The 25464-nt window shown below is 40.2% G+C and carries 26 protein-coding genes and 1 pseudogene; 21 read left to right on the top strand and 6 right to left on the bottom strand.

The window, feature by feature from the left end; all coding sequences use genetic code 11:
- The first annotated feature begins 59 nt into the window (after window positions 1–59).
- From MHB50_RS16100 to MHB50_RS16085, 4 genes are read left to right on the top strand one after another with little or no spacing between them, the layout of a single operon-like run.
- Window positions 60–671 (top strand): TetR/AcrR family transcriptional regulator, encoded by a 612-nt coding sequence (locus MHB50_RS16100; RefSeq protein ID WP_340084204.1) that lies wholly within the window; start codon window positions 60–62, stop codon window positions 669–671.
- Window positions 668–1522 carry an ABC transporter ATP-binding protein gene (locus MHB50_RS16095; RefSeq protein ID WP_340084203.1) on the top strand — a complete coding sequence of 285 codons (855 nt, stop codon included), beginning with the start codon at window positions 668–670 and terminating at the stop codon, window positions 1520–1522. The genes MHB50_RS16100 and MHB50_RS16095 overlap by 4 nt, the downstream gene beginning before the upstream one ends.
- Entirely contained in the window at window positions 1519–2226 is a 708-nt protein-coding gene (locus tag MHB50_RS16090) for a hypothetical protein (RefSeq protein ID WP_340084201.1), read from the top strand. The genes MHB50_RS16095 and MHB50_RS16090 overlap by 4 nt, the downstream gene beginning before the upstream one ends.
- A complete protein-coding gene (locus tag MHB50_RS16085; protein WP_339164732.1) occupies window positions 2223–2951 on the top strand; it encodes a hypothetical protein in 729 nt (242 codons plus the stop codon). The genes MHB50_RS16090 and MHB50_RS16085 overlap by 4 nt, the downstream gene beginning before the upstream one ends.
- A gap of 172 nt (window positions 2952–3123) precedes the next feature.
- On the opposite strand, the gene MHB50_RS16080 is transcribed toward MHB50_RS16085, so the two are convergent.
- Complete coding sequence (locus tag MHB50_RS16080) at window positions 3124–4041, bottom strand: LysR family transcriptional regulator (RefSeq protein ID WP_340084200.1); 918 nt, start codon at window positions 4039–4041, stop codon at window positions 3124–3126.
- 119 nt (window positions 4042–4160) lie between these two features.
- Here MHB50_RS16080 and MHB50_RS16075 point away from each other — a divergent pair, with 119 nt between their 5' ends.
- Window positions 4161–4931 (top strand): class I SAM-dependent methyltransferase, encoded by a 771-nt coding sequence (locus MHB50_RS16075; protein WP_340084199.1) that lies wholly within the window; start codon window positions 4161–4163, stop codon window positions 4929–4931.
- A gap of 784 nt (window positions 4932–5715) precedes the next feature.
- The gene (locus tag MHB50_RS16070; RefSeq protein WP_340084197.1) at window positions 5716–6888 is read left to right on the top strand and encodes an MFS transporter; all 1173 of its coding nucleotides are present in this window, start codon (window positions 5716–5718) and stop codon (window positions 6886–6888) included.
- Between the two features lie 457 nt (window positions 6889–7345).
- Here the strand turns inward: MHB50_RS16070 and MHB50_RS16065 are convergent, their stop codons facing one another.
- Window positions 7346–7783, bottom strand: a complete 438-nt coding sequence (locus MHB50_RS16065; RefSeq protein WP_340084196.1) for a DUF5392 family protein — start codon at window positions 7781–7783, stop codon at window positions 7346–7348.
- Between the two features lie 1014 nt (window positions 7784–8797).
- On the opposite strand from MHB50_RS16065, the gene MHB50_RS16060 reads away from it, so the two are divergent.
- From MHB50_RS16060 to MHB50_RS16045, 4 genes are all read left to right on the top strand, one after another.
- Window positions 8798–10048 carry a DUF5068 domain-containing protein gene (locus tag MHB50_RS16060; RefSeq protein WP_077110366.1) on the top strand — a complete coding sequence of 417 codons (1251 nt, stop codon included), beginning with the start codon at window positions 8798–8800 and terminating at the stop codon, window positions 10046–10048.
- 355 nt (window positions 10049–10403) lie between these two features.
- Window positions 10404–11084 carry a response regulator transcription factor gene (locus MHB50_RS16055; protein ID WP_077110368.1) on the top strand — a complete coding sequence of 227 codons (681 nt, stop codon included), beginning with the start codon at window positions 10404–10406 and terminating at the stop codon, window positions 11082–11084.
- Entirely contained in the window at window positions 11068–12501 is a 1434-nt protein-coding gene (locus tag MHB50_RS16050) for a HAMP domain-containing sensor histidine kinase (protein ID WP_077110370.1), read from the top strand. The genes MHB50_RS16055 and MHB50_RS16050 overlap by 17 nt, the downstream gene beginning before the upstream one ends.
- Window positions 12502–12936: 435 nt before the next feature.
- Window positions 12937–14112 carry a trypsin-like peptidase domain-containing protein gene (locus MHB50_RS16045; RefSeq protein ID WP_340084195.1) on the top strand — a complete coding sequence of 392 codons (1176 nt, stop codon included), beginning with the start codon at window positions 12937–12939 and terminating at the stop codon, window positions 14110–14112.
- A gap of 261 nt (window positions 14113–14373) precedes the next feature.
- Here the strand turns inward: MHB50_RS16045 and MHB50_RS16040 are convergent, their stop codons facing one another.
- Together MHB50_RS16040 and MHB50_RS16035 are read right to left on the bottom strand one after the other, a co-directional pair.
- Window positions 14374–15072, bottom strand: a complete 699-nt coding sequence (locus MHB50_RS16040) for a DUF5058 family protein (RefSeq protein ID WP_083717367.1) — start codon at window positions 15070–15072, stop codon at window positions 14374–14376.
- Window positions 15073–15110: 38 nt separating this feature from the next.
- A pseudogene (locus tag MHB50_RS16035) lies at window positions 15111–16322 on the bottom strand (amidohydrolase).
- Between the two features lie 207 nt (window positions 16323–16529).
- On the opposite strand from MHB50_RS16035, the gene MHB50_RS16030 reads away from it, so the two are divergent.
- A complete protein-coding gene (locus MHB50_RS16030; protein ID WP_253191860.1) occupies window positions 16530–18005 on the top strand; it encodes an amidase in 1476 nt (491 codons plus the stop codon).
- Window positions 18006–18568: 563 nt separating this feature from the next.
- Here the strand turns inward: MHB50_RS16030 and MHB50_RS16025 are convergent.
- Complete coding sequence (locus tag MHB50_RS16025) at window positions 18569–18727, bottom strand: aspartyl-phosphate phosphatase Spo0E family protein (protein WP_083717369.1); 159 nt, start codon at window positions 18725–18727, stop codon at window positions 18569–18571.
- Window positions 18728–19246: 519 nt separating this feature from the next.
- On the opposite strand from MHB50_RS16025, the gene MHB50_RS16020 reads away from it, so the two are divergent.
- From MHB50_RS16020 to MHB50_RS16005, 4 genes are all read left to right on the top strand, one after another.
- On the top strand, window positions 19247–19564 hold the full coding sequence (locus tag MHB50_RS16020) for a hypothetical protein (protein ID WP_340084194.1): 318 nt from the start codon (window positions 19247–19249) through the stop codon (window positions 19562–19564).
- Window positions 19565–19749: 185 nt separating this feature from the next.
- On the top strand, window positions 19750–19950 hold the full coding sequence (locus tag MHB50_RS16015; RefSeq protein WP_340084192.1) for an XtrA/YqaO family protein: 201 nt from the start codon (window positions 19750–19752) through the stop codon (window positions 19948–19950).
- Window positions 19943–20611, top strand: a complete 669-nt coding sequence (locus tag MHB50_RS16010; RefSeq protein ID WP_340084191.1) for a hypothetical protein — start codon at window positions 19943–19945, stop codon at window positions 20609–20611. The genes MHB50_RS16015 and MHB50_RS16010 overlap by 8 nt, the downstream gene beginning before the upstream one ends.
- Window positions 20612–21159: 548 nt before the next feature.
- Entirely contained in the window at window positions 21160–21651 is a 492-nt protein-coding gene (locus tag MHB50_RS16005; RefSeq protein ID WP_340084190.1) for a sigma-70 family RNA polymerase sigma factor, read from the top strand.
- Between the two features lie 96 nt (window positions 21652–21747).
- Here the strand turns inward: MHB50_RS16005 and MHB50_RS16000 are convergent, their stop codons facing one another.
- Window positions 21748–22188: a DUF2243 domain-containing protein gene (locus tag MHB50_RS16000; RefSeq protein ID WP_340084189.1), complete on the bottom strand. Its 441-nt coding sequence runs from the start codon at window positions 22186–22188 to the stop codon at window positions 21748–21750.
- A gap of 129 nt (window positions 22189–22317) precedes the next feature.
- Here MHB50_RS16000 and MHB50_RS15995 point away from each other — a divergent pair, with 129 nt between their 5' ends.
- The 6 genes from MHB50_RS15995 to MHB50_RS15970 all read left to right on the top strand — a co-directional run bounded on the left by MHB50_RS15995 (window position 22318) and on the right by MHB50_RS15970 (window position 25385).
- Complete coding sequence (locus MHB50_RS15995; RefSeq protein ID WP_340084188.1) at window positions 22318–23001, top strand: DUF4145 domain-containing protein; 684 nt, start codon at window positions 22318–22320, stop codon at window positions 22999–23001.
- A 119-nt stretch (window positions 23002–23120) separates the two neighbouring features.
- Window positions 23121–23573 carry a hypothetical protein gene (locus MHB50_RS15990; protein WP_340084187.1) on the top strand — a complete coding sequence of 151 codons (453 nt, stop codon included), beginning with the start codon at window positions 23121–23123 and terminating at the stop codon, window positions 23571–23573.
- A gap of 114 nt (window positions 23574–23687) precedes the next feature.
- Entirely contained in the window at window positions 23688–24251 is a 564-nt protein-coding gene (locus MHB50_RS15985) for a hypothetical protein (RefSeq protein WP_340084186.1), read from the top strand.
- 77 nt (window positions 24252–24328) lie between these two features.
- Complete coding sequence (locus MHB50_RS15980) at window positions 24329–24793, top strand: hypothetical protein (protein WP_340084184.1); 465 nt, start codon at window positions 24329–24331, stop codon at window positions 24791–24793.
- On the top strand, window positions 24790–25083 hold the full coding sequence (locus MHB50_RS15975) for a hypothetical protein (protein WP_340084182.1): 294 nt from the start codon (window positions 24790–24792) through the stop codon (window positions 25081–25083). Before MHB50_RS15980 ends, MHB50_RS15975 begins: the two co-directional genes overlap by 4 nt.
- Window positions 25080–25385, top strand: coding sequence for an HNH endonuclease (locus MHB50_RS15970; protein ID WP_339164705.1), 306 nt, complete (start codon window positions 25080–25082; stop codon window positions 25383–25385). The genes MHB50_RS15975 and MHB50_RS15970 overlap by 4 nt, the downstream gene beginning before the upstream one ends.
- The last annotated feature ends 79 nt before the right edge of the window (window positions 25386–25464 follow it).

Here is a 25464-nt window from a genome sequence, read left to right as displayed (position 1 = left end):
ATATTATATGAATATAAAATAAAATTATTCACACATTCATCAAGGCGGGAGACGATATAATGGCAAAAAAGTTTACAGAAGAAGAAAAACGCTTTATTCGACAGAAATTACTGACTGAAGGAAAACGTTTATTTGAAGTGCATGGCCTGCAAAAAACGAGCATCGGAGAGCTGACGAAAAAAGCAGGAATTGCCCAAGGGACTTTTTATCAGTTTTTTTCATCCAAGGAGGAATTGTATTTTGACATTATTGAACAAGAAGAGCAGGCAATACAAAGAGAATTGGTCGATCAAATTGCAACAGCCCGATTAACAAAAAGCAGCTTCGTTCATTTTCTTCAGCAAGCTATATACTCATTGGAAAAAAGCCCGATTTTACATCAGCTTCATGATGAACATACGATGGCATTGCTGATGCGAAAATTACCTGAAGAAAAACTGGCCATGAATCATCAACGTGACGCGGATTTTCTATTGCCATTGATTGAACGCTGGCAAACAGAGGGGCAAATGCAGAAACTGCCACCGAATGTGATTATCGGTATGATTCGTGCCTTAGTTCTTTTGGCGCTGCAAAAAAATGCAATTGGGGAAGACGTATATGAGGAAGCGATGGCGCAATTTATCCAGATGATGGCTGACAGTCTCGTCCTTGAGGAGGATACTCAATGATTCAAGTTGAAAACTTGGAATATGCCTATCCAAAAGCGGCCGTACCAACCATTAAAGGAGTCAATTTTCATGTTGCCGATGGTGAAATTTTTGGTTTTCTGGGTCCTTCCGGCGCTGGAAAGAGCACACTGCAAAACATTCTAACAGGGATGCTTACGGGGTATCGCGGGAATGTTTATATTGATAATCAAGAGCTTCGCGCGATTCAAGAAGATTTTTATGAAGAAATAGGCGTTGCTTTTGAGTTTCCAAATTTTTATTCCCGTTTTACAGTGCTGGAGAACTTGCGTTTTTTCGGCGGCCTTTATAATCGAAAAACAGAGGATCCTTACAAACTATTGAAAATGGTTGGCTTGGAACAGCATGGAAATACACGTTTTTCCAACTTGTCCAAAGGGATGAAGATGCGCTTGAACTTCTGTCGGGCCCTTTTGCACGATCCAGCGCTCCTATTTTTGGATGAACCGACTTCTGGTTTGGACCCAGTAAATAAAGAACTGTTAAAAGAGATGATCTTGAAGAAGAAAGAAGAAGGGAAAACAATGATAGTCACGACCCATGATATGCAAATAGCCGATGATCTTTGCGATCGTGTCGCTTTTATTGTGAATGGGAAGATTGCATTAATCGATAAACCGAGAAACTTGAAACTTCAGTATGGCCGTCGAAAATTAAGCGTTGAATATAAACTTGCTTCTACTTTACATTGCCAAGAATTTGACTTGGATGGAATTGGATCAAACATGGCTTTTATCAAGCTAATTCAAGAAAAGGAAATAGAAACGATTCATTCACAAGAAACAACCTTGGGAAACATTTTTGTGAAAGTGACGGGGAAATCGCTGGCATGAAAACATGGATGTTAATCAAAAATGATCTCAAGTTTCAATATCGCCACGGTTTTTATATGGCTTACTTTGTGTTAACGTTGATGCTGCTTATGCTCTTGTCGCTATTTTCTGGACTCGCCAAAGAACAGGCAGGGATGATCCTTTTATTAACGGAAATTAGTTCATTTGGTTCTACATTTGTCGCGGCGACCATTGTGTTGGAAAAGGAGCAAAGGCTATATGATACGCTTTTCGTAACACCTATCAACATTCATTCTTTTTTACAAGCAAAGATTCTTTCATTGGCAGCGCCAGCATTTATTAGCGGAACCATTTTGTTTGCCGTTTCGTTCGGATTGAACACGATTCGCCTGGAGTTCATAGCGGGGATTTTTCTGACGTCCATCCTCTTTAGTTTGCTCGGCCTGGCGCTGGCGACAAGGTGTCAAAGCATCAATGGCTTTATCCTGCTGTCACTTCCTTTCGGACTCGTGCTAGCCGGTCTGCCAATCGTTCATCATTTGCAATTGTTTCCGATGCCTTTTAGCATAATCCTTCCAGCGCAGGGGGCTTTACGTCTATTGAATGCGGGATTTGAACAGACAGGTTGGAAAGATGTTCTTTTGGCCGTGTTGTTATTGGCAGGATGGGTGCTCGTTTTTTATGTCTGGGCTGAGCGGTGGTTTTCCACTTACATCGTTCAAAAGGAGGCCACAAGAAATTGATGAAAAAAGTTGCACCTATCGCGTTCGCGGATGTGAAAAATATTCGTCATGACCCCATGCTTCTGCTGGCATTCATTGGTCCCATTATTTTAATAACAGTATATCAAGTGGGCGGCCCCATCGCCTTGTCCTTCTTTCAGCAAAAATTTGACTTCAACATAGCTGTTTATTCAAAAATCATTTTTTTAGTCTTTTTATTGCTATTGCCGTTGCTTACGGGAATGGTAGGGGGATTTTTAATGCTGGAAGAGAAAGATTTGCAATTGATTTCTTATTATTCAATCACTCCGCTTGGGAAAAAAGGGTATTTGTTTTATCGATTAATAAGTCCTTTCGTGATGACGATTGTTGCGGTCTTTCTATTTTTTCGGCTGGCTTCTGTCGTTGAGATGTCCATTTTTTGGAGCGTCATCATTTCCTGTATTGTCTCTTTGCTGGCCCCGTTGTTTTCGTTGTTTTTAGTGGCTTATGCGACAACAAGGGTTGACGGATTTGCCTTGAGTAAAATGGCAAGCTTTTTGATTACCGCTCCTTTTATTCTTTTTTTTGTTCCAAAAGGAATGCAATGGCTTGCCGGCGTTCTCCCTACTTTTTGGATCGTGAAATTCATCGAAAGTGTTTGGAACAACAGTGGGCAAAGCATCCTGTACGGAATGTGTGCCTTGTTCATTCATCTGCTCATCTTATGGTATTTTTATAGAAAGTGCGTCAGGAATATCCATTAGACAAAAATCTTCCTCTGGAACATCTTGGCGGGAGTTTAAAGGGCAAGTATTTCAGTTAATAAAAACATCGGGACCGTTACGATCCAAGTCGAATCTTTTCTATGAACCCTTCTTTAATTTTGAGTAGGGAGTTCGATTGGATCGATCATACGGTGCTATCTTTTCTACCTACTTATTTTACTGCCGGCAAATGGGCTGTGCAGTGATCTGCATTTTTTTCATATATGTTGAAAAAAGCTCTGGCATTCATACTGACATATCTATCTTTTTGGTAGGTAAATACTAATGTACGAGTAGGATTTGAACGTAATGGGAAATAGACAAGGGAGCTTTGGCAAGCGCTTTGTTGAATCACCATTTCAGGAACGATGGTAATTCCCAGACCATGTCCTACAAGCGCTTGTGCTGTTTCAATACTGCTAGTTTCATAAGCGATCTGTGGTTCAAACCCATCCCTCGCGCATAATTCCAATACTGTGCGGCGAAAGCCATAACCTTTCTTCAATAAAATAAACGGACAATGAGCAAAATCCTGAATAGACAAGGGATGCTGTTTTTCTTTTACAGAAAGATTTTGTGGCAGAACAAGATATAGTGGTTCCGTAAACATTGTTTTCGTATGTAAACGGGAGTCTTCTATTGGGAGAGACAGAATGGAAACATCCACCACCCCTCTTGCTGTCAAGTCTATTAATGTTTCCGTTGATTCTTCTATGAGTTCCACTTTGACATTCGGATATTGTTGTTTATACGTTTTCAAAAGGGGAGGCAAAATAAGTCCTCCTGTAATCGCGGTAGATCCAATCTTTAATTCGCCCCTTATTCCTTCTTTGCGTTCAAGCATTTCACGTTTTAGATCATGACGCATTTGTAAAATCTTTTCAGCCTTCTTCACAAATACAAGGCCATCAGGTGTTGCTTGCACTGGAGAGCCGGGTTTTCGGGAAAATAAAGATACGCCCAGTTCTTGTTCCAATTTGGCAACTTGTTTACTCAAGGATGGCTGGGCGATATGAAGCTGGTTGGCGGCTTTTGTAAAACTCTTTGTTTTATATATTTCTAAGACATACTCAAACAGTCTCATGTCCATCGCATTCCCTCCATAGCTTACAGCTATTAATATAATAGATTTTATATCTTGGATGAATATTTATTTTATACCTTATAATCAAAATATCAATATTTTTCATTGTAAAGAGGTGTTATGGCATGAATGCTAGCAATGTGTGGAAGGCGGATTTATATGATGATAAATTGCATTATGTATCTCGTTTTGGGAAGTCCATTGTAGGGCTGCTTCATTCGCAAAAGGGAGAAAGAATCCTTGATTTGGGATGTGGAACAGGGGATTTGTCATATGAAATCTCGAAATCAGGCGCGCTGGTGACAGGAATGGATTCATCAGATGAAATGATTGCAAAGGCTCGTGAAAAATATCCTTCCATACCGTTCTTCATTGGCGATGGTGAAACGTTTAGAACAAATGAAAAGTACGATGCTGTTTTTTCCAATGCCGCCCTTCATTGGATGAAAAATGCTGAAAAAGTCGTCGAATCCATTGAGCAGGCATTACTGCCTGATGGCCGTTTCGTGGCAGAATTCGGCGGTAAAGGGAATGTCCAAACGGTTATTTGGGGTATAACCGAGGTGCTTGGCCAGGAGTATGGAGTGGATGCTGCAAAAAGAAATCCATGGTACTTCCCCAGTATAGGAGAATATAGCGCATTATTGGAGAAATGTGGGCTGAATGTAACATACGCCCATCATTTTCTAAGACCGACCGTATTGCCGGATGGAGAAAAAGGACTGTATCATTGGCTGGCAGGTTTTGCAGATGATTTTTTCCCCGAATTTTCCGAAGGAGAGAAAATGGTTCTTTATGGAAAAATAAAGGATAAGATTGAACCATATTTATGGAAGGATGGGGTATGGGAAGCGGATTATAGCAGAATTCAAATCATAGCAGTGAAGGCATCATGACAAATTTTCATTCCCAACAAGATGGGGCACGGTCAAAAGAAACTTTCATTTGAGGGGGCCGTGCCCGCTTTATATCATCGAAAGGCGTTTGGATAGAGATTGTAAAAGCCAAAAAGTGCAACGTTCTACAGTTTACATATATCATCATTGCATTGCTTGCTATTTGTGTTTCTAATGGACATGTCCCGCTAAGATTCATCTGCAACGGTCTACATTATAAGTTAGTTGAACTTTTTCAAACCAACACTGAATGGGATATAATGAATGCTAAAATCAATCGGGGGAGAGGGAAGAAAAACCGATGTTTGCTCTGCATGATTTGGGGGTTCTTCTCTTTGAAAACCACTGGTGGATACTGTCTTCGGGGCTCGTCAGTAATGCTAAATTCAGCCTCCGCGGGAAGTCATGATTTGACTGTAGCACCTATGTCCCGGTTTGCGCTGGGCTAGACTTCCAAATCATAGTGTCCATCCAAGGGGAAAAACCAAAAAACGCACTGTCTCTTGTTAATTATCCGCGAAATAAGAGGGTCCAAAAAGTCTGGTTTTGTCACTCTTTGATTTTCTTAGCTTACAACCAATGTGGCTGGAACAAGATACTAATAACAAACTATGTGGAGAAAATCCTTATTTTTTCTCCACATTTTTTTGGACTTTTTCCCCGATTTTCTTTTTTTTTCGCAGAGATACTGAATTTTTTTTCAAAACGATTGACTCTTATCCTTGGAAAGGATTATATTGTTTCTTGGATATTCCTTAATGGAATAACAGAAGGAGATAGTCAGATGAAAAACCAAAATATGACGTTAACCATATTACTTATAAATCTTTTTATTGCCTTTTTGGGGATTGGGCTGGTCATTCCGGTACTTCCGACCATTATGAATGAATTAAAGTTATCGGGCTCGGTTGTGGGAAATTTGGTGGCGGCCTTTGCCATTATGCAATTGATCATGTCACCGATCGCGGGGCGCTGGGCAGATAAGTATGGGCGTAAAAAAATGATTGTCTACGGCTTGTTCATCTTCAGTCTTTCCGAATTGTTGTTTGGGCTTGGTAAAACAGTCGAAGTTCTCTTTGCTTCCCGCTTTCTCGGCGGTATAAGCGCGGCGTTTATCATGCCGGCGGTTACAGCGTTTATTGCTGATATTACAACAATGGCGACCCGCCCGAAAGCACTGGGCTACATGTCGGCCGCCATTTCGACGGGGTTTATTATTGGCCCGGGGTTTGGGGGATTTTTAGCTGAAATTGGACCGCGAATTCCTTTTTTTACTGCGGCCGTATTCGCGTTGATTGCGGCGGTTTTATCCATGTTTACTCTTCGGGAGCCGGAGCGGAATCGGGATGAGGCGGCTCTTAATCAAAAAGCCGGTATCAAACGGATGTTTATCCCGATGTATTTTTTCGCTTTTATCATTATTTTCATTACGGCATTCAGTTTGGCGGCCTTTGAGTCATTATTTTCTCTCTTTGTTGACCATAAATTTTCCTTCACGCCAAAAGATATTGCGATCGTCATTACCGGTGGTGCGATTGTGGGTGCGGTTGCGCAGGTCGCCTTTTTTGACCGCTTGACGAAACACTTGGGCGAAATCGGCTTAGTGCGGTATTGCCTGATCGTTTCGGTCATACTTGTTTTCCTGATGACTACTGTCACTTCTTACTTCCACATTCTTTTTGTCACATTTATCATTTTTGTCGGTTTCGACCTGATTCGCCCGGCCATCACATCTTATTTATCCAAAATCGCCGGCGATGAACAAGGGTTTGTAGGCGGCATGAACTCGATGTTTACAAGCATTGGAAATGTGTTGGGTCCGATTATTGGCGGCATCTTATTTGACATAGATTTAGATTACCCTTTCTATTTTTCATCCGTCTTTTTATTGGTCGGTGTCGCGCTGTCACTTGCTTGGAAAAAGCCGGAACAAGAGTCGTCGTCTAGTCTTGATTGACGGGTTTTGATGGCAATTTTTGGCATTATGAATAAAAAACGGCAGGGACTTGAATGCCTGCCGTTTTTGTTTAAGCGCTGATTCGCGCATTTTAAGATGCTCCAAGGGCTTCGGCCAAATTCGCGAATGTGACCGATGTGATTATTTGCAGCACATGGAACAGATCTTTGTCGTTGGAAATGTTCAAGCACTTTCATCCGATTTAGGATGCTGTTGCTTGGAGTTTTCGCGGTCTTAATGATCGGCGTTAATCCACGAATGCAGTTTCCAATCTTCAACGCCGTTTAGCAGGCCGCCCCTATGAATAGGAAATTGCCGCTTTCTTGCTCTGCTAGTTCAGTGAGCCAGTAGTATGGCATCGTCTTTATGGATAAAAAGCTTCCGCGCGTTTCATGATGGGAGATGGAAGTCTCGAACAATGGAACTCTTGAAAACTCCCGGATCAATGTTTGTTTCTTTATGGATGAAAATAGTGGTTTTCTTTGTTTTCGGCCTCCAAAAACTTGACAAAATAGTTGATGGCCAAAATGGGAGATTCTTTTACCAATGACGTATATTTCCTTTTCAAGGAAGCGGAAGCGATATCGCTTTTTTCAATACGGTTGATTACATAATCCGCACTGACTTTTTGAATTTCTTTGCGTTGTAGCTTTGCTTCTTTCCATAACGCCATGCCAAGTGCTCCTATTATGGCATAAAGGATCATCGCCAGGATCATTTTTTGCTTATCGGGAATGAGAAATAAAACCGTTACCAGGTTGAAAATGGAGATCAGGATTAAAGGGATTGACCAAAATCCATACTTCGATGCCTTTTTTAAGAGCGGGGCGATTTTCTCATTCAGCTGTTCAAGTTCCCTCTGGATAAAGGGAGGGATATTTGTCATCGGAAACATGAGATTCACTCCTCTTATTCATTTTGAATCAGCGACAGTTCTGTGATCTGCCGCAAGGTAAAAAAGCGTTTCCATCTATTTATCTTTAAACAGCAATCGGAAAGTTGTGGGAAAAAGGACTCCTATTCCATTGCCTTGGGTTCGTGTGGAAAAGTCTGCCTATTTTGAAGACCCGGGAACCAAGTACCCAAGTAGCGGAAAAATCATTCGATACTCGCATCTTCATTTGGTTTAAGTCAATTAGGTCTTTTTAGTTTGTCATCGCACGTTACGAGCGACAGCGTTTGCTGGTTGGTTTGTCTCTGTTCTAACGTTTCATCGGCTAACGTTCGACGTGGAACTTATCGTATACAACTTTTTGCATGTAATATCATTATATTAACAGTACTTTTATAAGGATTCCACCTATTACAAGTTCCATTTTATCAATATTTTGAAGTTTTGCTAGGTAACCTACTTTATTCGTTTCTTTGGACTGTATGAAAAAGTGAGAAGTTGTCATCATCCTCATTACACATTATATGACTGCGCTCCACTCATATTAGGATAGATTAGTGTATTAAAAAATCGTCAAACTAACGACAAGTATTGCATTGAATATAAGCTAATGCAATCTATTAAGAAGTTGATTTAACGCTTCAAATAGATAGGAAACAATCCAGAGAGCCGTGGCATTCCCTACTTTTACCATAGCCCAGCCAACAACTCCAAACCATATACACGAAAATCCGATTGCCCTCTTTAAATTCATGGTATGTTCCACGAAATGCATTTCTTTTGTGACATGGTGTGTAGTAAGTTGTGAAATGGATATTCAAAATTCCAATAGGAATACTCAGGTTACGCCGATAGCATGTTTTTTTTGTATAAAAAAGGAAATACCTGAATCAAAGTAACTATTTACCTGAATTTGTCCGTTTGGGTCATTTGTTTCGTTTTCCCTCAAATTCCCCTCAGATCACTTGGATAATGCTATGATGTGTTAGAAAATTAATTGTAAAAGGGGACAATAGCATGAATGTAAAAAAATTAACCTTATACGCAATTGCCTTAATGATCCTTTTGTTGGGAGCATGCGGAAGTAAGGAAGATGACAAAAAAGGCGAGTCAAAGCCTGCCGCGACAGAAGAGAAAGCGGATAAAGCAAAAGAAAAAGAGGATGAACAGAAAGCAGACGAGAAAGACTCCGCCGACAAAGAAGACGATGGCGCTGTTTTGAATCCGTATATCGAAGAGGAAACCGGCGGAGATGTCGAGGTTGTGTATACAAACAAAAATCCCGGGCTGAAACATGCTTACAAGGATGATGTAACAATTGAGATTGATGAATACCAAATTGTCCGTGTATCGAATATGAATGAGTCGCGGAAAGCGGATTTCGACGATCAAGATGAAGGGTATGTACTCACCTATAAAATGACATTAGATAACCAATCAGATGAAGATGTCTATTTCTCACAAGGAGTGACACTGCAATCAGACGATGGCGTGGATGACCTTGGTAAAAGACAACATTTGGTTGACAGAGATAAATGGCTGAAGGATGAAAGCACGGAAAATGTTTCCCAGTTTTCAAAAGGGAAAAGCTTCACAGGGATGATCGCCCATACGATGACGAAAGCACAATTTGATAAATTGACTGCTCCTACTTTAACAATTGATAAGTTATTCTTGAATGACGATGTAGCTCAAACACTGGGGGAAGAGGCTGTATTCAAATTGCCTTTTAACGAAAAGGGTACCGAGAAAGCCGAAACATCATCGACGTTGTACCAAGATAAAATGGTGACAGACAATATTGCGGATAAAGAGGTCTTTTTTGAAAAGACGGATATTAACGAAACAAAAGAAATAGATGGCGTTAAAATTACGCTCGACGGCGTTCAGTATGCGAATGTGACCCCGACGGCAGCACACGCAGAAAGATTTACAAACTTCGGAGACGGTGAATTAGTTGCATTGACAGTAAAAACAACCATTGAAAATGGCAGTGAGACTCCTTTTGATAAGTTTTTCATTGAAAGAAAATTGACCGTTGATGAAAACCGCGGAACGATGTTGAACCAAGGCATGCTGGAGCCGAATTATAGCGGATTATTCAATCCTGGGGACAAAGAAGAAATTTTGACCGTCTTCTTGTTTAGAAAAGATGAATTTGACATCTTTAAAAAGTTCCAACTTCAAGTTGGACCGCTTGCTGATGAAAATGCGAAAAAGCTGTTCAAGGAAAAATCCGTTACATTTGACATACCTATGAAACAATAGAGGGTTCGATCCGTTTCAAAATGATGGATTCATTTTGAAACGGATTTTTTTCGTTGGCGGGTTTTACATGATCATTGATGGTATGAGTTCATCACTTTTGACATCGTAAGCCCAATTTGCCTGGACTCATTTTTTTTACAAAAAATAAGAACCATCATCAGAAGAGGCGGTTTCACAGTATAAGGAGAAAATTGCTGGGCACATCCCATATAAAATGGGTATTGGTGGAGAATGCTTCTTCGAAGTTTCATGTTTATCAAACTTGACATGTCGCTGACATCTTTTCATGATATAGTCAATAAACCAAAAGAGTGGCCGATTGGTACAACCGGTCAGAGACATTGGAGATGGAAAGATGGAAACCATACTGATTGTAGAAGATGAATATCCTATTAGCCAAGTGTTAAAGGTGTACTTAAGAAAGGCCCATTTTCAAACAGAGCTGGTTTCAAACGGAAAAGAAGCGTTAATCAAGTTTGATGAAGTAAAACCGGCTTTGGTATTGCTGGACGTGATGCTTCCGGGAATCGATGGCTGGGAAATATTAAAAGAAATCAGAAGAAAAAGCGATTGTCCAGTTATTATGTTGACGGCGCTCGGGGAAGCAAATCACCGGGTGGATGGTTTGAACAAGGGGGCAGATGATTACATTTCCAAACCGTTTATTGGAGATGAAGTGGTGGCAAGAGTAAAGGCGGTTTTGCGAAGAGTGAAACGGGATCACCATCAAGTGAAGCAATATGGACATTTGGCAATAGACCTTCAGGCTCATCGGGTGACAGTAAATGGAACAGAAATCAGTTTAATACCGCGGGATTTATCGTTGTTGCTTTTTCTGGCTGAACATCCTAATCAAACATTCACAAGAGATCAGTTGATCGAGCACGTATGGGGCTGGGAATATGAAGGCAGTGACCGCGCGGTTGACTTATCGATTAAACGTTTAAGGAAGTCTCTTAAGGATTGGCCCAAAGAAGAAGGAGAAATCAGAACACTCAGGGGATTGGGGTATCAGCTTAGTGTCAAAAACGACTAAAAAAAGGGTGCCGCTGCAACGTTATTGGACGACGCGATATTTGCTTACCATTTTGGTTGGCTTAACAATTATCGCAGTGGTATCAGCCTTGTGGATCAGACATACGACATTGAAAAACAGATTACATATGATGGAATTTATGGCTGAGGAAATGGTGAGCCGAATGGTCAATCAGCAGGATCGCGAAATGCTTCCTGGTGAAAATTCGTCCGGTCTGTTTCCTGAACGTGGGCACTTGATGGATATGGAAAAAAATCCATTGATTTACATTGCTGACCCGCAAGGAATTATTCTGGCGAGCAACCGTCCGGAACATCCTTGGCAAGGACGGCTGGATGCTGCAATTCTCAACGAGGAAAGTGATGTGCAAAAGCTTTCGGAAGATGGGGGAGTCGAGCCCTTGTATGTCGTGAAAAAGCCGATAGAATCGGAATCTGTTTTATTCGGATGGGTTGTAATCGCTGAAACGGAAAGTAATTTGACGAAAGTGAAACAGGAATACCGTCAGCTTTTCATTATGATTATCGGCCTTGCTTTGCTCGGTTGGGCTGCTATTTATATTGTATCCAGGAAGTTATCCCACCCCATTCAAGAGGTTTCTAAAGCGGCCCGACAAGTTCGAAATGGGGACTATCAAATCAGTCTTCCAAACGATGCCAAGGCGGAAGAAGTACATGAACTAATCCATTCCTTTAAAGAAATGTCGCAGCAGCTTCAAAAGCTGGAAGCTCTTCGCACCGAGCTATTGGCGGGAGTGACACATGAATTGAAAACACCGGTAACATCCATCAGCGGCCTATTGCAAGCTGTGAATGACGGTGTCGTCAGTGGAGAAGAAGCGAAAGAGTTTCTGGAAATTTCCTTAAAAGAAACGGCGAAAATGAGAACAATGGTGGAGGACTTACTGGCTTTCAACTCTTTTGCGGCAAGCGCTGTTCCTGTTTCTTTAAAGACTCAATCACTTAATAAACTTGTCAAAGATGCTGTCCACCAATGGAAAGTGGGACAAGAACTGGGAGATTTGGTTGTGGATGTTGAGTTGCTTCAGGAAGAAGAGAATGTCCGAGTAGATCCCGTAAGATTTCAGCAAATTATGACGAACCTTCTAAACAATGCCAAGCAGGCGATGGACCCGCCAGGAAAAATAGAAGTGACCGTCAAAAAATCGATCAATACTCTGCACGTTGATATAAAAGATACAGGAAGCGGAATTCCACAAGAAGAACAGCCTTTCATCTTTGAACGATTTTACCGCGGCCATGAGAAAAAATATAAAGTGGGAGGATTGGGGCTAGGACTCCCGTTCAGCAAAATGGTGGCCCAGGCCATGGATGGCGATTTGGAGCTGATTAAAAGCACTCCAACAGGCACGATTTTCAGGATATGCTTACCAAAGATCGCTTCATCATTTATATAAACTGCTATTTTTACATCCAGCAGTTTTATTTTTTTATAAAAAATGCATAAAATAAGACCGAATCGTTTGGTTGGGCGGAAAGGAACGACCAAGTGCAGGCGATCTTGCCAGGGTGTCGCCAACAGGACGTTCAAGTGTCACGAGAAGGAAAGGCCTGCCAGCGTCTCATCGCACGGAAGGAAAAGCACCAACTCTGAAGATTGTGGGTGTGGCCATTAACTGGAGATCGCCAACAGTCAGATTAACTGTGCTGCTGCGGCACTAAGGCATATTCATCATGATATGGAGAAGACAGCAGACATGCTGAAGTGGCTAAAAACGCCTTTTATCCCGCCTTGCGCTTTTCTTTTAAAACAACGCAAGCCGGACATCTGTTTGACACACTGTCTCTTTATAGTAGTTTATATAAAAGCACTTATTGGAGGGTGTTAAAAGATGGACAAGCAAGTAAATAAAAGATCAGTCGTTAAACGGTTTTTATCAACGGCCGCCGCGGGAATGATCGGTGCAGTCATTACACTGGCTTCTTTACAGTATATAGGTGGTTTTCAATCAAGTTCTCAAAAAGTGAATGAAACGGCTCCATCCAACGTCAATACGCAAAATGTCTCGGCCCAATCTGTTTCATTTGCTGATATCGTTGAGCAAGCTTCCAAAGCTGTTGTGGGAGTAGTAAGTGAGAGGCGCAGCAACGACCCGTTTCAACGAGCGGCTGGTGAAACGTCTGGAAGCGGCTCCGGAGTCATTTTTAAAAAGACAGATGATGCCGTCTATATAGTGACCAATAATCATGTGATCGAAGGAGCAAATCAAATAAATATCTCTTTACATGACGGCAAGGAAGTCGCGGCGGAACTCGTTGGCACCGATCCGTTAACAGATATTGCCGTATTAAAAATGAAAAAAAGTGACGGCATCACACCAATACGCTTCGGGGATTCCAGCTTGCTCCGGGCGGGCGATCAAGTCGTTGCGATCGGAAATCCGCTGGGGCTTGATTTGTCTAGAACGGTTACTCAGGGGATTGTCAGTGGGGTGAATCGTACTATCGAAATGACGACCTCTGCGGGTGCTTGGAACTTTGACGTCATCCAAACTGATGCCGCGATCAACCCCGGAAACAGCGGGGGCGCCCTTATTAATACAAAAGGGGAACTTGTAGGCATTAACAGCTTGAAAATTGCCGAAAAGGGTGTGGAAGGATTGGGGTTTGCCATCCCGAGCAACCAAGTTTCCCGGATTACGGAAGAATTGATTAAAAACGGGCAGATTGTCCGCCCTTATTTAGGTGTAAGTGTCATGAGCCTGGACAAGGTTCCATCCGTCTATTTGGAGAATCTTCCCGAAAATGTTAAAGAGGGAGTCTTGGTTGTTTCAGTAGATGAGGGCAGTGAAATAGCGAAAGCGGGATTGAAAGCCCAAGATGTCATTGTTTCTGTTAATGGAAAAGCGATTAAGAGCGAGAGTGACCTTCGTAAAGTTTTATATACAGAGATGAACATTGGTGATGAAGTATCATTGGACGTCTACCGATTGGGGAAAAAACAAACGTTCAACGCGAAGCTTGCTAGCAATCAGCAACTGGAAATGAAAAATGATAGCAACTCTTAGAAAAGCTTAATAGGCTCGCATTTATGGCGGTATGTGATTTTGCGGCTGGGAGAAACGGCACCTAAATGCCCGATTGGTTCAACTAACATTCAGTAGGAGCCCTACTGAATAAAGTTTCACTTTATCCCGCATGTAAGGTGCCGTAAAAAAGCCTCCCACTTCAAAATCTTGAGTGAATACAAAAGGTCTATTTTGTTTGTAATACGTTTTGTGGATCAAGGGCCTCCTCATAAAAGAACTTCTAAAAACATTGCTTCCCGGTTAAATGAGAGACATAAGGTAGCCGCTATACATGCCAACCATCATTGCTATGGCCAATGACCATTCTTTTAACCAAGTTTTACCGGTCTTTTTAGCAATGAATAATGTAAAAATGGCCATAAATCCTGCAACCGCCGAACTGATGTCTATGACCATTTTTTCAACAGCCAGGTAACCAAAAGCACCCATCATGGCAGCCGCGGAAACGATCCCCATTAACTTTGGGTTTTTGGCTTTCAGTTTGTTTTGAACATTTCCGAGAGATTTTGTAAAAAGAAAGGTAAATAGGAGCCAGCCCATTCCACCAAGACACATGGTCCAAACAACGGTTGAAAAAGCTTCAACTGTAAAAGATTCGGTTCTCAGACTGCTGCCAAAAGCGTTTGCGCCTATTTCGGCTGCGGCAGCTTCAGTTGATGCCGATCCTATAATGCCAATTCTCATCATGGTTAAGGGCGACCCGATTAATGCAATCAGAGAAATGATCACAATCCCGATGCCAAAAGATGGACCAATAGAACCGATCAATCCGGTTTTGATCGCGATTTTCACTTCTTTGGATGTCATCCCAACTTCGATCGCCGCTTTTTTAGCCAACCTTATAAACATCAATGCTTGGAAGATCACGATGCATATAACAGTAAACGCAATCATCCATAGAGGAACTGTACTGAAAGCTGTCATTACTTCTTTTGTCATGAACCTGTTCTCCTGTCAACTGTTTTATCGGAAAACGGTTATTGGATCGTTTCTTTATCCGTAGATGAAGCATGTTCTTTTGTGGATAGGTAGTTTAATACTAAGCCGATAAAAAGTTTGCCGATATACAGGATTGCTTTTTCATCCACATCAAATCTTGGGTGATGATGGGGGTGGACTTTCTCTTGATCATCCAAAGCTCCGCCTACCCAGAAAAAGGAACCTGGCACCTCTTTTACATAATAGGCGAAGTCTTCCATTCCCATTTGGGCCGGTTTGTGTTGAACTCTTTCCTCTCCAAATAATGAAATCGCCACTTTTTCCACCCGTTTCTTCGGGATGGTTTACAACAGCAGGATAGCCGCGCACATATTTGTAATTGACCGTTGCGCCAAGCCCGCCGCAAGTTGAAATTGAAATCTGTTCGATCGCTTTTTCAATATGGTTGCGGACACTTTCCTTAAACGTTCTTACCGTACCGGTCAATATTGCCTTGCCAGGAATCACGTTATAGCCTTTGCCCCCGTGGAATGAAGCTACGGTGACCACGGCAGAATCTATTGGATCAACTTGCCTACTGACAATTTGTTACAAGTTTAAAAGCAATTGGCTGCCTGCGACAAGGGGATCGACTGTCAGGTGGGGAGTAGCCGCATGACCGCCTTTTCCACAAATTTCAATTTCAAATATATCTCCATTGGCTATCGTATATCCTTCTCTTATGCCAACCGTCCCAAGCGAATCCAGCGAGCTGACATGAACTCCATATACAACATCAACGTTTTGTAAACAGCCATACTCAATCATGGATTTGGCTCCACCCGGAATCACTTCTTCCGCGAATTGATGAATAAAAACAACATTTCCTTCTAGGGATTCCCGGTTTTCACTTTATACTTTTGCGACACCCAAAAGAGCGGCTGTGTGCAGATCATGTCCGCAGGCATGCATGACACCAGGGATGCGTGATTTATATTCAACATCTTTTTCATCTTGAATGGGCAATACATCGAAATCAGCCCGCAGTGCCACTGTCTTCCCGGGTTTGCCTCCTTTCAGCAATCCAACCACCCCACGGCCGCCCACACCTGTTTTGCCTTTAAGCCGATAGAAGATAGATAGTCTGCAATTTTTGCGGGTGTGTGTATTTCCTTATGGGAAAGTTCCGGATACATATGTAAATCTCTTCTAAACTTGATCAATTCAGGATATATCTCTTCCAGTTTTGTAAAATACTGTTCCTGTAACAAGTGGCATCCCCCTTATCAATATTGGTTTGGTGTCCTTGTGCTTAAAAAAACCGCCTCCTTTCAACCTTCTTGATTGAATTTTATATGTAAATAATCGAAAAATTAAATTAAATAAAATAGATTACTTTGATGTTAGGGATATTAACGAAGGAATATTGCGGTAAACTCTGACTTTTTATACAATATAAAAAAACTGGAGAGATTGTAGTGGTGTTACGGACTATCAATCAAGCATGGGGTGAGGGCGGTATGGATCAGATTTGTTTTTATTCTTTGCGCAAGCTGTCAAAAGCGATTCAAAATCGGGAGTTGTCTGCCCGTGAAGTAATGCAGGCGCACTTGGAACAAATTGAGAAGGTGAATCCAAGTGTAAATGCAATCGTTTCTCTGGATGAAGAGAGAGCACTAAAAGAGGCGGACAAAGCAGATTGTATGCTTGTTTCAGGAGAAAGAACAGGCCCTTTTCATGGACTCCCGATCGCGATTAAAGATACTCATAACGCCAAAGGTTTTCCCATGACATGTGGTTCGCGGACTTTGCGTGACAACGTTTCGAGAGAGGATGATCTCATTGTTGAGCGGTTAAAAAACAGCGGCGCCATCGTCATAGGAAAAACGAATGTTCCTGAGTTTGGTGCGGGTGCCCATACATTTAACGAGGTATACGGTGCCACAAGAAATCCGTATCACCTTCAGCGCACTGCAGGAGGAAGCAGTGGAGGGGCTGCTGTAGCGGTTGCGACCGGAATGATTCCCTTTGCGGATGGCAGTGATATGGGAGGGTCATGCCGCTTTCCGGCTGCATTTAATAATGTGGTGGGAATGCGACCATCGCCTGGACGAGTGCCTTCATACCCAAAAGCGGCGCCTTACTCGACGTTGGGCGTACAAGGGCCGATTGCCCGAAATGTGGAAGATGCGGCTTTTATGATGTCGGTTATATCGGGTTATGATAACCGGTCACCAATTGCGATACATGAATCAGGAGAGAAATTTTCAGAGCCGTTTAAAGAAGAGGTAAGCGGCCTAAGGGTGGCATGGACTTGCGACTTTGGCGGGGAAATTCCTGTTGATCCAGAGATCAGAAACAACCTTCAGGAGCAAATAAAGGTCTTTACTGATTTGGGATGCCATGTAGAAGAAGTGAATCCGGACCTGGCAGAAGCGGATGAAGTATTTCATACTTTACGAGCCTGGGAATTTGAAATGTCCAATCATGAATTGTTTGAACGGTTTAGCGAATTAATGAAGCCGAGTTATGTCTGGAATTTCAACAAAGGCCGCAAACTCCGCGGGATTGATATTGGGAGAGCCGAGAGGCTTCGCAATGAGTTGTACCACCGAATGAGAGTCTTTTTTGAAAATTATGATGCGTTGATTTTGCCAGTCAGCCAAGTTCCGCCTTTTGATGTAACGATCGAATATCCAACGGAAATAAACGGAGTTCGGATGGAACATTACATAGACTGGATGCGGTCTTGCTGTTACATTTCCGTGCTGGGCAATCCGGCTTTGTCCGTGCCTGCGGGGTTTACTTCCGACGGTCTTCCGATCGGGCTCCAAATCGTCGGCCCATATCATGGAGACTACGAAGTATTGCATATTGGTTATGCCTTTGAACAGGCTACTCGCTACGGAGATAAACGTCCCGACATAGCGGTGGAAGCACGTTCCCATTCATAAGAAGCATGAATCCCTACATTGTGTTGATCATCCATTGCTAACAACGGGCATGAGGATGGAATTTTCCGGTTATCGTCCCCAAAGCGTTTATGATTCAAAGATTTTCCGTCTTCCTGGGTTACCCGAACACAAGTGACGCATTTGCTTGTACAGAGGGCGATTGGCGGCGACACCTAAAATGGCTGGAAACCCTGAATACAGCTTAGGCACATAAAGCAGAGGCGATGGACAATCAAATGGAGACTTTCTCCTATATGTCCGTCCCTGTATATGTAGAGAGCACCCAACTTGGAAGCCGCACATTTCTTTTTAATACAGTCGCTCTTTTTTATAAAACTTAATCCTTTATCTAAAAATAAAAAATCTCCATGTGGTTTCTTTCTTCATAAAAGGTGTTGATAGTGGAGCGTGTCCCAGAAAGCGCCTCAATGGCTTTTTCTGTAATATAGGGTCGCTCTTTTTTTGATTTTACAACATAAAAAAGCTTGTAGGGACTCTACAAGCTGAGCGTATGATGCTCTTTTTCTATTTAATCTTAAAAATTACTTTTAAAATGATAACATTTAAATCACTTGATACTTATTTAAAACTATATCAAGCTTTTTGCTTAATTCGACCGTCTGATTATTGTTTAGACCTTTTGCAATTCCGATGCGAACCATTTCTTTTCTCAAAGCGTTGATTTCAACTAATAGCGCTTCTTTTCCTTTAGCTTTGTTCATCCCTACTTCTCCTTTGTAAGTAATAGAAAACTTGCGGCGGGAAAATAGTCATCCGATACAGTGTCATACTTGAGATACAAAATGATTCCCGAATATATTTGGGCTAATCAAACGATTACATGAATTATACCATATGTTGAGTGGTGTTTTCTATATAGATACAATATATTGTTTCTTGTTTACTAAAAGATTTTTGTTTATCTTTGACGAAAATTGGCAGAGGACCTTGATATAGGACAAAAGGTTTAGTCGGTAACAGTAAAAAAGCACCTGCTCTAGGTGCCTTGTATGTTAATGAAAAGGTTGGTTGATCGTTTGTTTATTCAAGCATTGTAAAAATGTTCATATCTCAAATGAAAAAGCGGTTGCGCTTTTGTCTATCAAAACCTATATAATGGCGGAGAATGGGATAATCTACCCGAGAAAATAATCAAGGTGGCAAGTAGGTTGAAATAAGCCCAAATTGAAAACCAACCAGCAGTAAAGTTGCTAGAACGATATAAAAGAAAAGAGGTTTTAATGTATGCTGACCAACCTTACATTATTGAAACCCGCACAAAACGACATTACAAGCACGAAATGACACTTGATGATCATATCGAACTACTTGAAGTGTTAAACCATCATCCAGGACCTGTTTTGTTATCAGGGTATGACCACGAATTATACAATAACGCACTGGTTAATTGGCATAAAGAAACAATGACTGTATCTGCAGAAGCTGGAGCAAAGAGACAAGAAGTCCTCTGGATCAATCCAGTTGCTGCAGAGAAAGGGTTCTTCCATCGAATTGGACGTGATCCCATGCAACAAATAAATCAAGGCATGTGGGATTAAAATGGAATGAGATTTATACTAGTCCACTTTCCTAATAGATAAACCAATATAAAAAATGCAATTATTGAAAAGACTGCCTTCTTCAATGGACTCTATCCTTTCATCGGTAATGAAAAAAAGCCAGGATTCCTCCCGGCAAAGATTTTATGCATATTGATTATACCATATACGGGAGGGTATCTGTCATGAAGATACAAGATATAGAGATAAACGGTCGAAAAAGGTTAGAATTTGATATAATGGATATACCATCCAGCTGTGTAATCGTCATCTGCGATGGGAAAGCAAAAATTAGAGAGCTTCCTCCTTTCGGTGAATATAAAATTGTTACTCACCAAGGGAAGGTGAAGCGGATGCGGAGGGAAGAGGGGAAGAGTTTTGAATAGAATCAAAAATAACATTGGAAGAATGGAACTTATAATTATATTCCTATTTGATATTGCGATTATTATATCAGCGATACTTACTTTTATAAATGAAGGGGACTTGCTAGAATCTATAATTGCAGGAATAGTAATTATAACGTTGTTTAATTTTATTATGGTTGAGGGATTCATTTTTGTAGGAAAGATAGAAAATAGATTAAATAAGGTTAAAGACAACTACTCAATTAATATGTGGTTATCTGAATCTGATAATTTACCAATAAATATATTGACTGATTTAATAAATATAAAAAGTAGAAAAAATGATCTCTTATACAATTATAATAAAACAAAAGAAGTAATATTAGATGAGTGTAAAACTAAAGAAGAATTAGAAGTGCTAAAAATATTTTTGGAAGTAAACAAGGAAAGTAAGAGAAAAGAAATGTACAATATTTCTTTTCAATCTATACTAATTGCCATATCAATTCCTATTTTTGTTGAAATGGTTAAGTTAAAAGCTTCATTCGATGTTGTTTCCGTTGTATTACTTCTCTTTTTTGTTTTACTAGGCATGTATTTTTTAATCACCCTAAATAATGCTCGAAAAAGCAATAAGGTAAACTTTCTTTTAAAAATAGTTCAAAAATGTATTGAGGAAAATGAATTAAGGGAAGATTAGAAGAGTTGATTTATCATATTAATTGTTAATGTTTTTTCGACTATTCAAGTATCGGTAGATGGGTATCGAAACATAGGGAAAACATTTAAATAGCAAACTGATATAAACGAGGGTTATATAATATCCCTACAACTGGATAAAAAAGCGATTTTATTACTAGGTTTGAGTGAAAAGGAAATGATTCTATAGGGAACCACTTTCACCTTACTACTCCTGAAATAGAGTGTAGAAAAGATGAAATAGCAAATATTAAAAATGTTTATAAAAAATATTTTAAAAATGTTTAAGTTCTACCAGCTCACTGGAGGACACTGAATGACGCATTATGCGTTGTTTGGTGTCCTTTTTTACTTGTTGAAAGGAGTGTTTTAAGTGAACCCACCATTTAGAACCATTAAGGGAATGGAAACGAGCATCAGGATGTAAGCAAAGCAGGAAGCCCCAGGCACGCGGCACAGAGGTTTAACAGAAAAAAGCCTTATGGATGTAAACAGGTCGACATACAGAAGACACAAAGGTTCATTTAGGCAGCGTTAGGAGGTCTATTTATGCTGAATTGGGCAGACAGATTGATCCAAGAATACTTGGACGGAAAAAGCCAGCTTATTAGATTGTATAAAAGTTTGGATAAAGCGGATCCTGTTGATCGAGAGGATAGAAAAAGAATTAGTAGGATGATTGACGATATGGACTTTGCTATTGAGTGGTTAAAAACTGGCCGGCAGCCAGGGACATATCGAGGGATTGATAAAAAATCGATATATCAAATACGTTCCCTTGAGTGTATGGATTTAATCCCTGATATTACAGAGGAATTGGAAGATGCTACCGAACGAAAACCAAAAATGACAAGAGAAGAAAAAGTTATTCTTGCGGATATTCTCTCATCATTTTCTCTACGGGAACGGCAGTGTTTTATACTGCATAAAGCACATGGATTGAGTATGCAGCGGATTGCTAATGAACTATGTTTAAGCAAAGCAACGGTGCAAATGTACATTTCTAGAGCAAGAAAAAAAGCGGAGAAAAGATTGGGTTAAATTATTTTGTCATACGCTTGTCATACAAAGTCTGTATTAATGAAAGGGTAATAGTGAATCTGTCGGCGCTGTCCCTTGGAAAAGGATGGCGCAATTTTATATGCGAGGTTTTAACTCTTGGCTTCCAATTTTTTTAAAAATTAATCCAATGATAATTAAAATAATCCCTGAGACATCGAAGAGGATGTCAAATAAAAATTGATTTGGACCTGGTTTTACATGGTGAATTTGCAATATATGGTGATTTATAATACCTTCAATAAAATTAAATATTCCAGCACCGAGAAATATACCACTTAAAAAGGTAAGCTTATTATTTTTTGAATCTGATGGATCGCTTTTCCATAATATTATTGCACCTATAAAAATAACGATTGTAACGAACAAATGAAAAAATCCATCACTAACTATTTGATTGAAACGGTTAGTGTGCATATAAGTACTATGCCATTGCAATATTTGATGAAAAAAAATACCATCTATCATTCCTATTGTTCCGATTCCTAATAAAAAAGACCCTACAAATGTTGAACGCATAACAAAGCTCCTTTGGTTATTTGTTATTTAATTATTGACATAAACGAAAAAGTTTATAAGTAGTTATAATGCAGGAAAAACCCTCCTTTTGTCGAAAAGGAAAAGTAAGACAAAGGGGGGAGAAGATAAGTGAAAGAGGTAAAAGTCTGTTTCCATTGCGGCAATAAAACACAAATGGAATTAATTAATAATCATTCCCACACGGAAACAGAATATGAATTTGATCTAGAAGGTGGTGCTTATCCAATAGGAGAGTATTATGAAGAATATTTTTTTTATCAATGTCCTGTTTGTAATAAATTTACCTTAGAATGTAAAGAGTCGGATACGTTTTCCAGTTTTCCGAGTGGAGAGCTTATTCATACAATCAAAACACTTTATCCGGCAATTGATACATCTAAAAACAGATTACCAAGCAGTATAAGAGCGGCATATCAAGCAGCGCAAAAAGTAAGGAATATTGACGGCGCAATTTGTGCTATTGCTATTAGAAGAACCCTTGAAAGGATGTGTAAAGATAAAGGAGCTACCGGTAGGAATTTATATACTAAGTTGAAACAACTGTCAGACAAGGGGATAATCCCTCCTATTCTTGATGATATGTCCATTCTTATAAAGGATATCGGGAATCAAGCTGCACATGCTGATGACGCTGAATTTGATGAACCGTTGATTAGATCACTGCTGAAATTCACAGATATTATTTTGGAATATGTTTATGTTTTACCATATGAAATTAAAAGATTACAACTTACAATGAGTGACAGGAAAAAAGAAGAAGAGGAAAAAGAAACTAAAGAATCTGCATCCTAAAGAGGTGCTTTCTCTTTTGCTTAAAAATCATTACCTTGGTACCTAGTAAAATGCTAGGCAAATAGATGCAGGAAAATATCTCCTTTTGTCGAATAGGTTCGATGGGAGGGGGAAGGCAGATGGATATTATATTTAATATTATAACGGGTATTGGTACTGGTTTATTGGTTTATGTAATAAGTTATAGTTTAGAAAAAAGAAAGAGAGTTAATCAGGAAAAACATCGCTTAAAGCAAGAACTCTTACGCTATCTTAATGTTCTAATCCTGGATATAAAACATCATGAAAAAAGCGGTGACGATAGTATAGTGAAGGCTAGACTGTTGGAACCACCATACTCTATTATGAGTAATGAATTGGATAAGAATTTCAAAAATGAAGTAGGCGAAGTGTATAAAAAAATCCAAAAAGTGTATAGTGATTACTTTGCAGAGTATGCAACTCTTAAAAAAGCGATAAAAGAGCAAGAGGAATCCACAGATGTAACAGGTGAATTATTATTAAGACAGCTTTGTTTACATGAAGCGAAAACAATCTTGAGCAATCTTTCTGATAAAAAAATAGAAAAATAATAATATCTTCATTTGCACCCATTGAGGTGCTTTTTCTTAAAACACAACAGATATAGCGCTAACATCTTTTAATTGGTAAGATATCCCTATACATATGTGTAGGGGGATGGTGTCTTGAAGAAAGTTTTAATTGTTTTTGTAGTAGCTTTGTTGTTTATGGTAGGTTGTTCAGGCGAAAAGGAAGAGTCTTCTGCGCCGAAAGAAGAGAAGCCGCAAGAAGAATTGAAGCAAGAGCAACCTGAGCAAACAGCAGATCTAGAGGAAGGCGAAGAGGCAAGCGAGATCGAGGAAGAGGAGCAAGAAAAAGATTTCGTAACAGAAGCAGAAGCAAACGCCGAAGCATATCCGGCAAAACCCGGTGCGATGTTATATGACAAAACAGAAGAAAAGTTCAAGGGAATGAATTATCACTTCAAAGGCGAATTAGTCAAAGTAGAAAAAGTGGAAGGCCTATTTGGTAATATGGAAGATGCCTTTTTGGTGAAGAATGAAAATGGATATATAATGCCTATATTCCCGCCATATGAAATGTCAGCATCGGCAGGGGATGAAATTGAAGTATGGGGACCTTTATCTGGCGATGGGTATGCTTCTTCTGATTTAGGAGTAGACAACGTGGTTGGAGTTGCCGGAGCAATGAATGCTACAAGGGTAGATATTAACGGAGAAATGCAATAAATAAGCTATATGCTAAGACATTCACTTTTTGTGAGTGTCTTTTTTCATATACAAAAATTATAAAAGGAGTGTTGATCATGGCGGACAATAAGTCGTGCGGAGATGTAGAAAAGGCAACGAAAGTATTAGCAAAGGCCGGAAGCGAATTTGATGTTTTAACGTATGCCGCAGAAGCAAAGACTAAAGAAACACAAGATACTAGAAATAAAGACAGTGAGAAACTTATGGCGAAGATGGACTTTAGCGAAACTATCAAAGGTTTAAAAACAATCCAGCGTGAAGCAAGGAAGGCTACGGCTGCATTGAAAGAGTTAGAAGATGAAACAGATAAACCACTGTTAACAATCGAACTTGAATCGTTAGATAGTGTTCCTAAAGTTTTATATAAAGGAAAAGAGATAAAGGACAAGACCGCGGTGGACTTTTATTGGACTACAAAAACAGACAAACCGGGTGAAGTCAGATACATCCTGAAGCATTATGAACGTGATAAACACGGGGTGCCAACCCATGTAGTTATTGGGGATGGTGGTTTAACATGACCAAACCAGTAACCGCACTTTGTAATCATTGTGAAAAGATTACGGATGTCGTCTTTAAAGTTAAGTATCATCCAAACAAAATACAGGAGACGTACTTTAAATGCGAGCACTGTTATTATCATTACACTTCTTTTGTTACGGATGCCAAGGTACGGAAGCTACAGCGTAAGAAGGATAACATCAAGGGCTTACACAATGCAGCTAACCGTTTGGAGTTGCAAGAAGAGATCAACGAAAGAATGTCTCAGCTTAAATTTAATTTGATAAACTTCGGGCGGGCTGATATGTGACATACAAGCGCAAAAGAATCGGAGATAAAATTTACCAAACTCAAGCGTGGAGGAAGTTAAGACAGTACTACTATGATAGTCAACACGGTATATGCGAACGGTGCGGCAGTCCAGGAGACATTGTTCATCATACAATTCCAATTACAAAAGAAAATGTGAATGATCCTTCCATAACATTGAACAAAGACTTACTGGAGTTACTATGCCACGACTGCCATAACAAGGAACATAAGCAAGTTCATTCTCCAATCCGTGAAGGATGTGGGTTCGATGAAATTGGACAACTGATAAAAACAAATTGAAAAGTTGGTCAGGCCCCCCTAGGTACGGTCAAAAAAGCGGGGCCCTGCCGAGCGAGCGCCAAGTTTTCTGTAATACACA

This window comes from Siminovitchia sp. FSL H7-0308, from assembly GCF_037980985.1.
Classification (GTDB): domain Bacteria; phylum Bacillota; class Bacilli; order Bacillales; family Bacillaceae_C; genus Siminovitchia; species Siminovitchia thermophila.
This window is presented reverse-complemented; position numbering and strand designations above follow the sequence as displayed.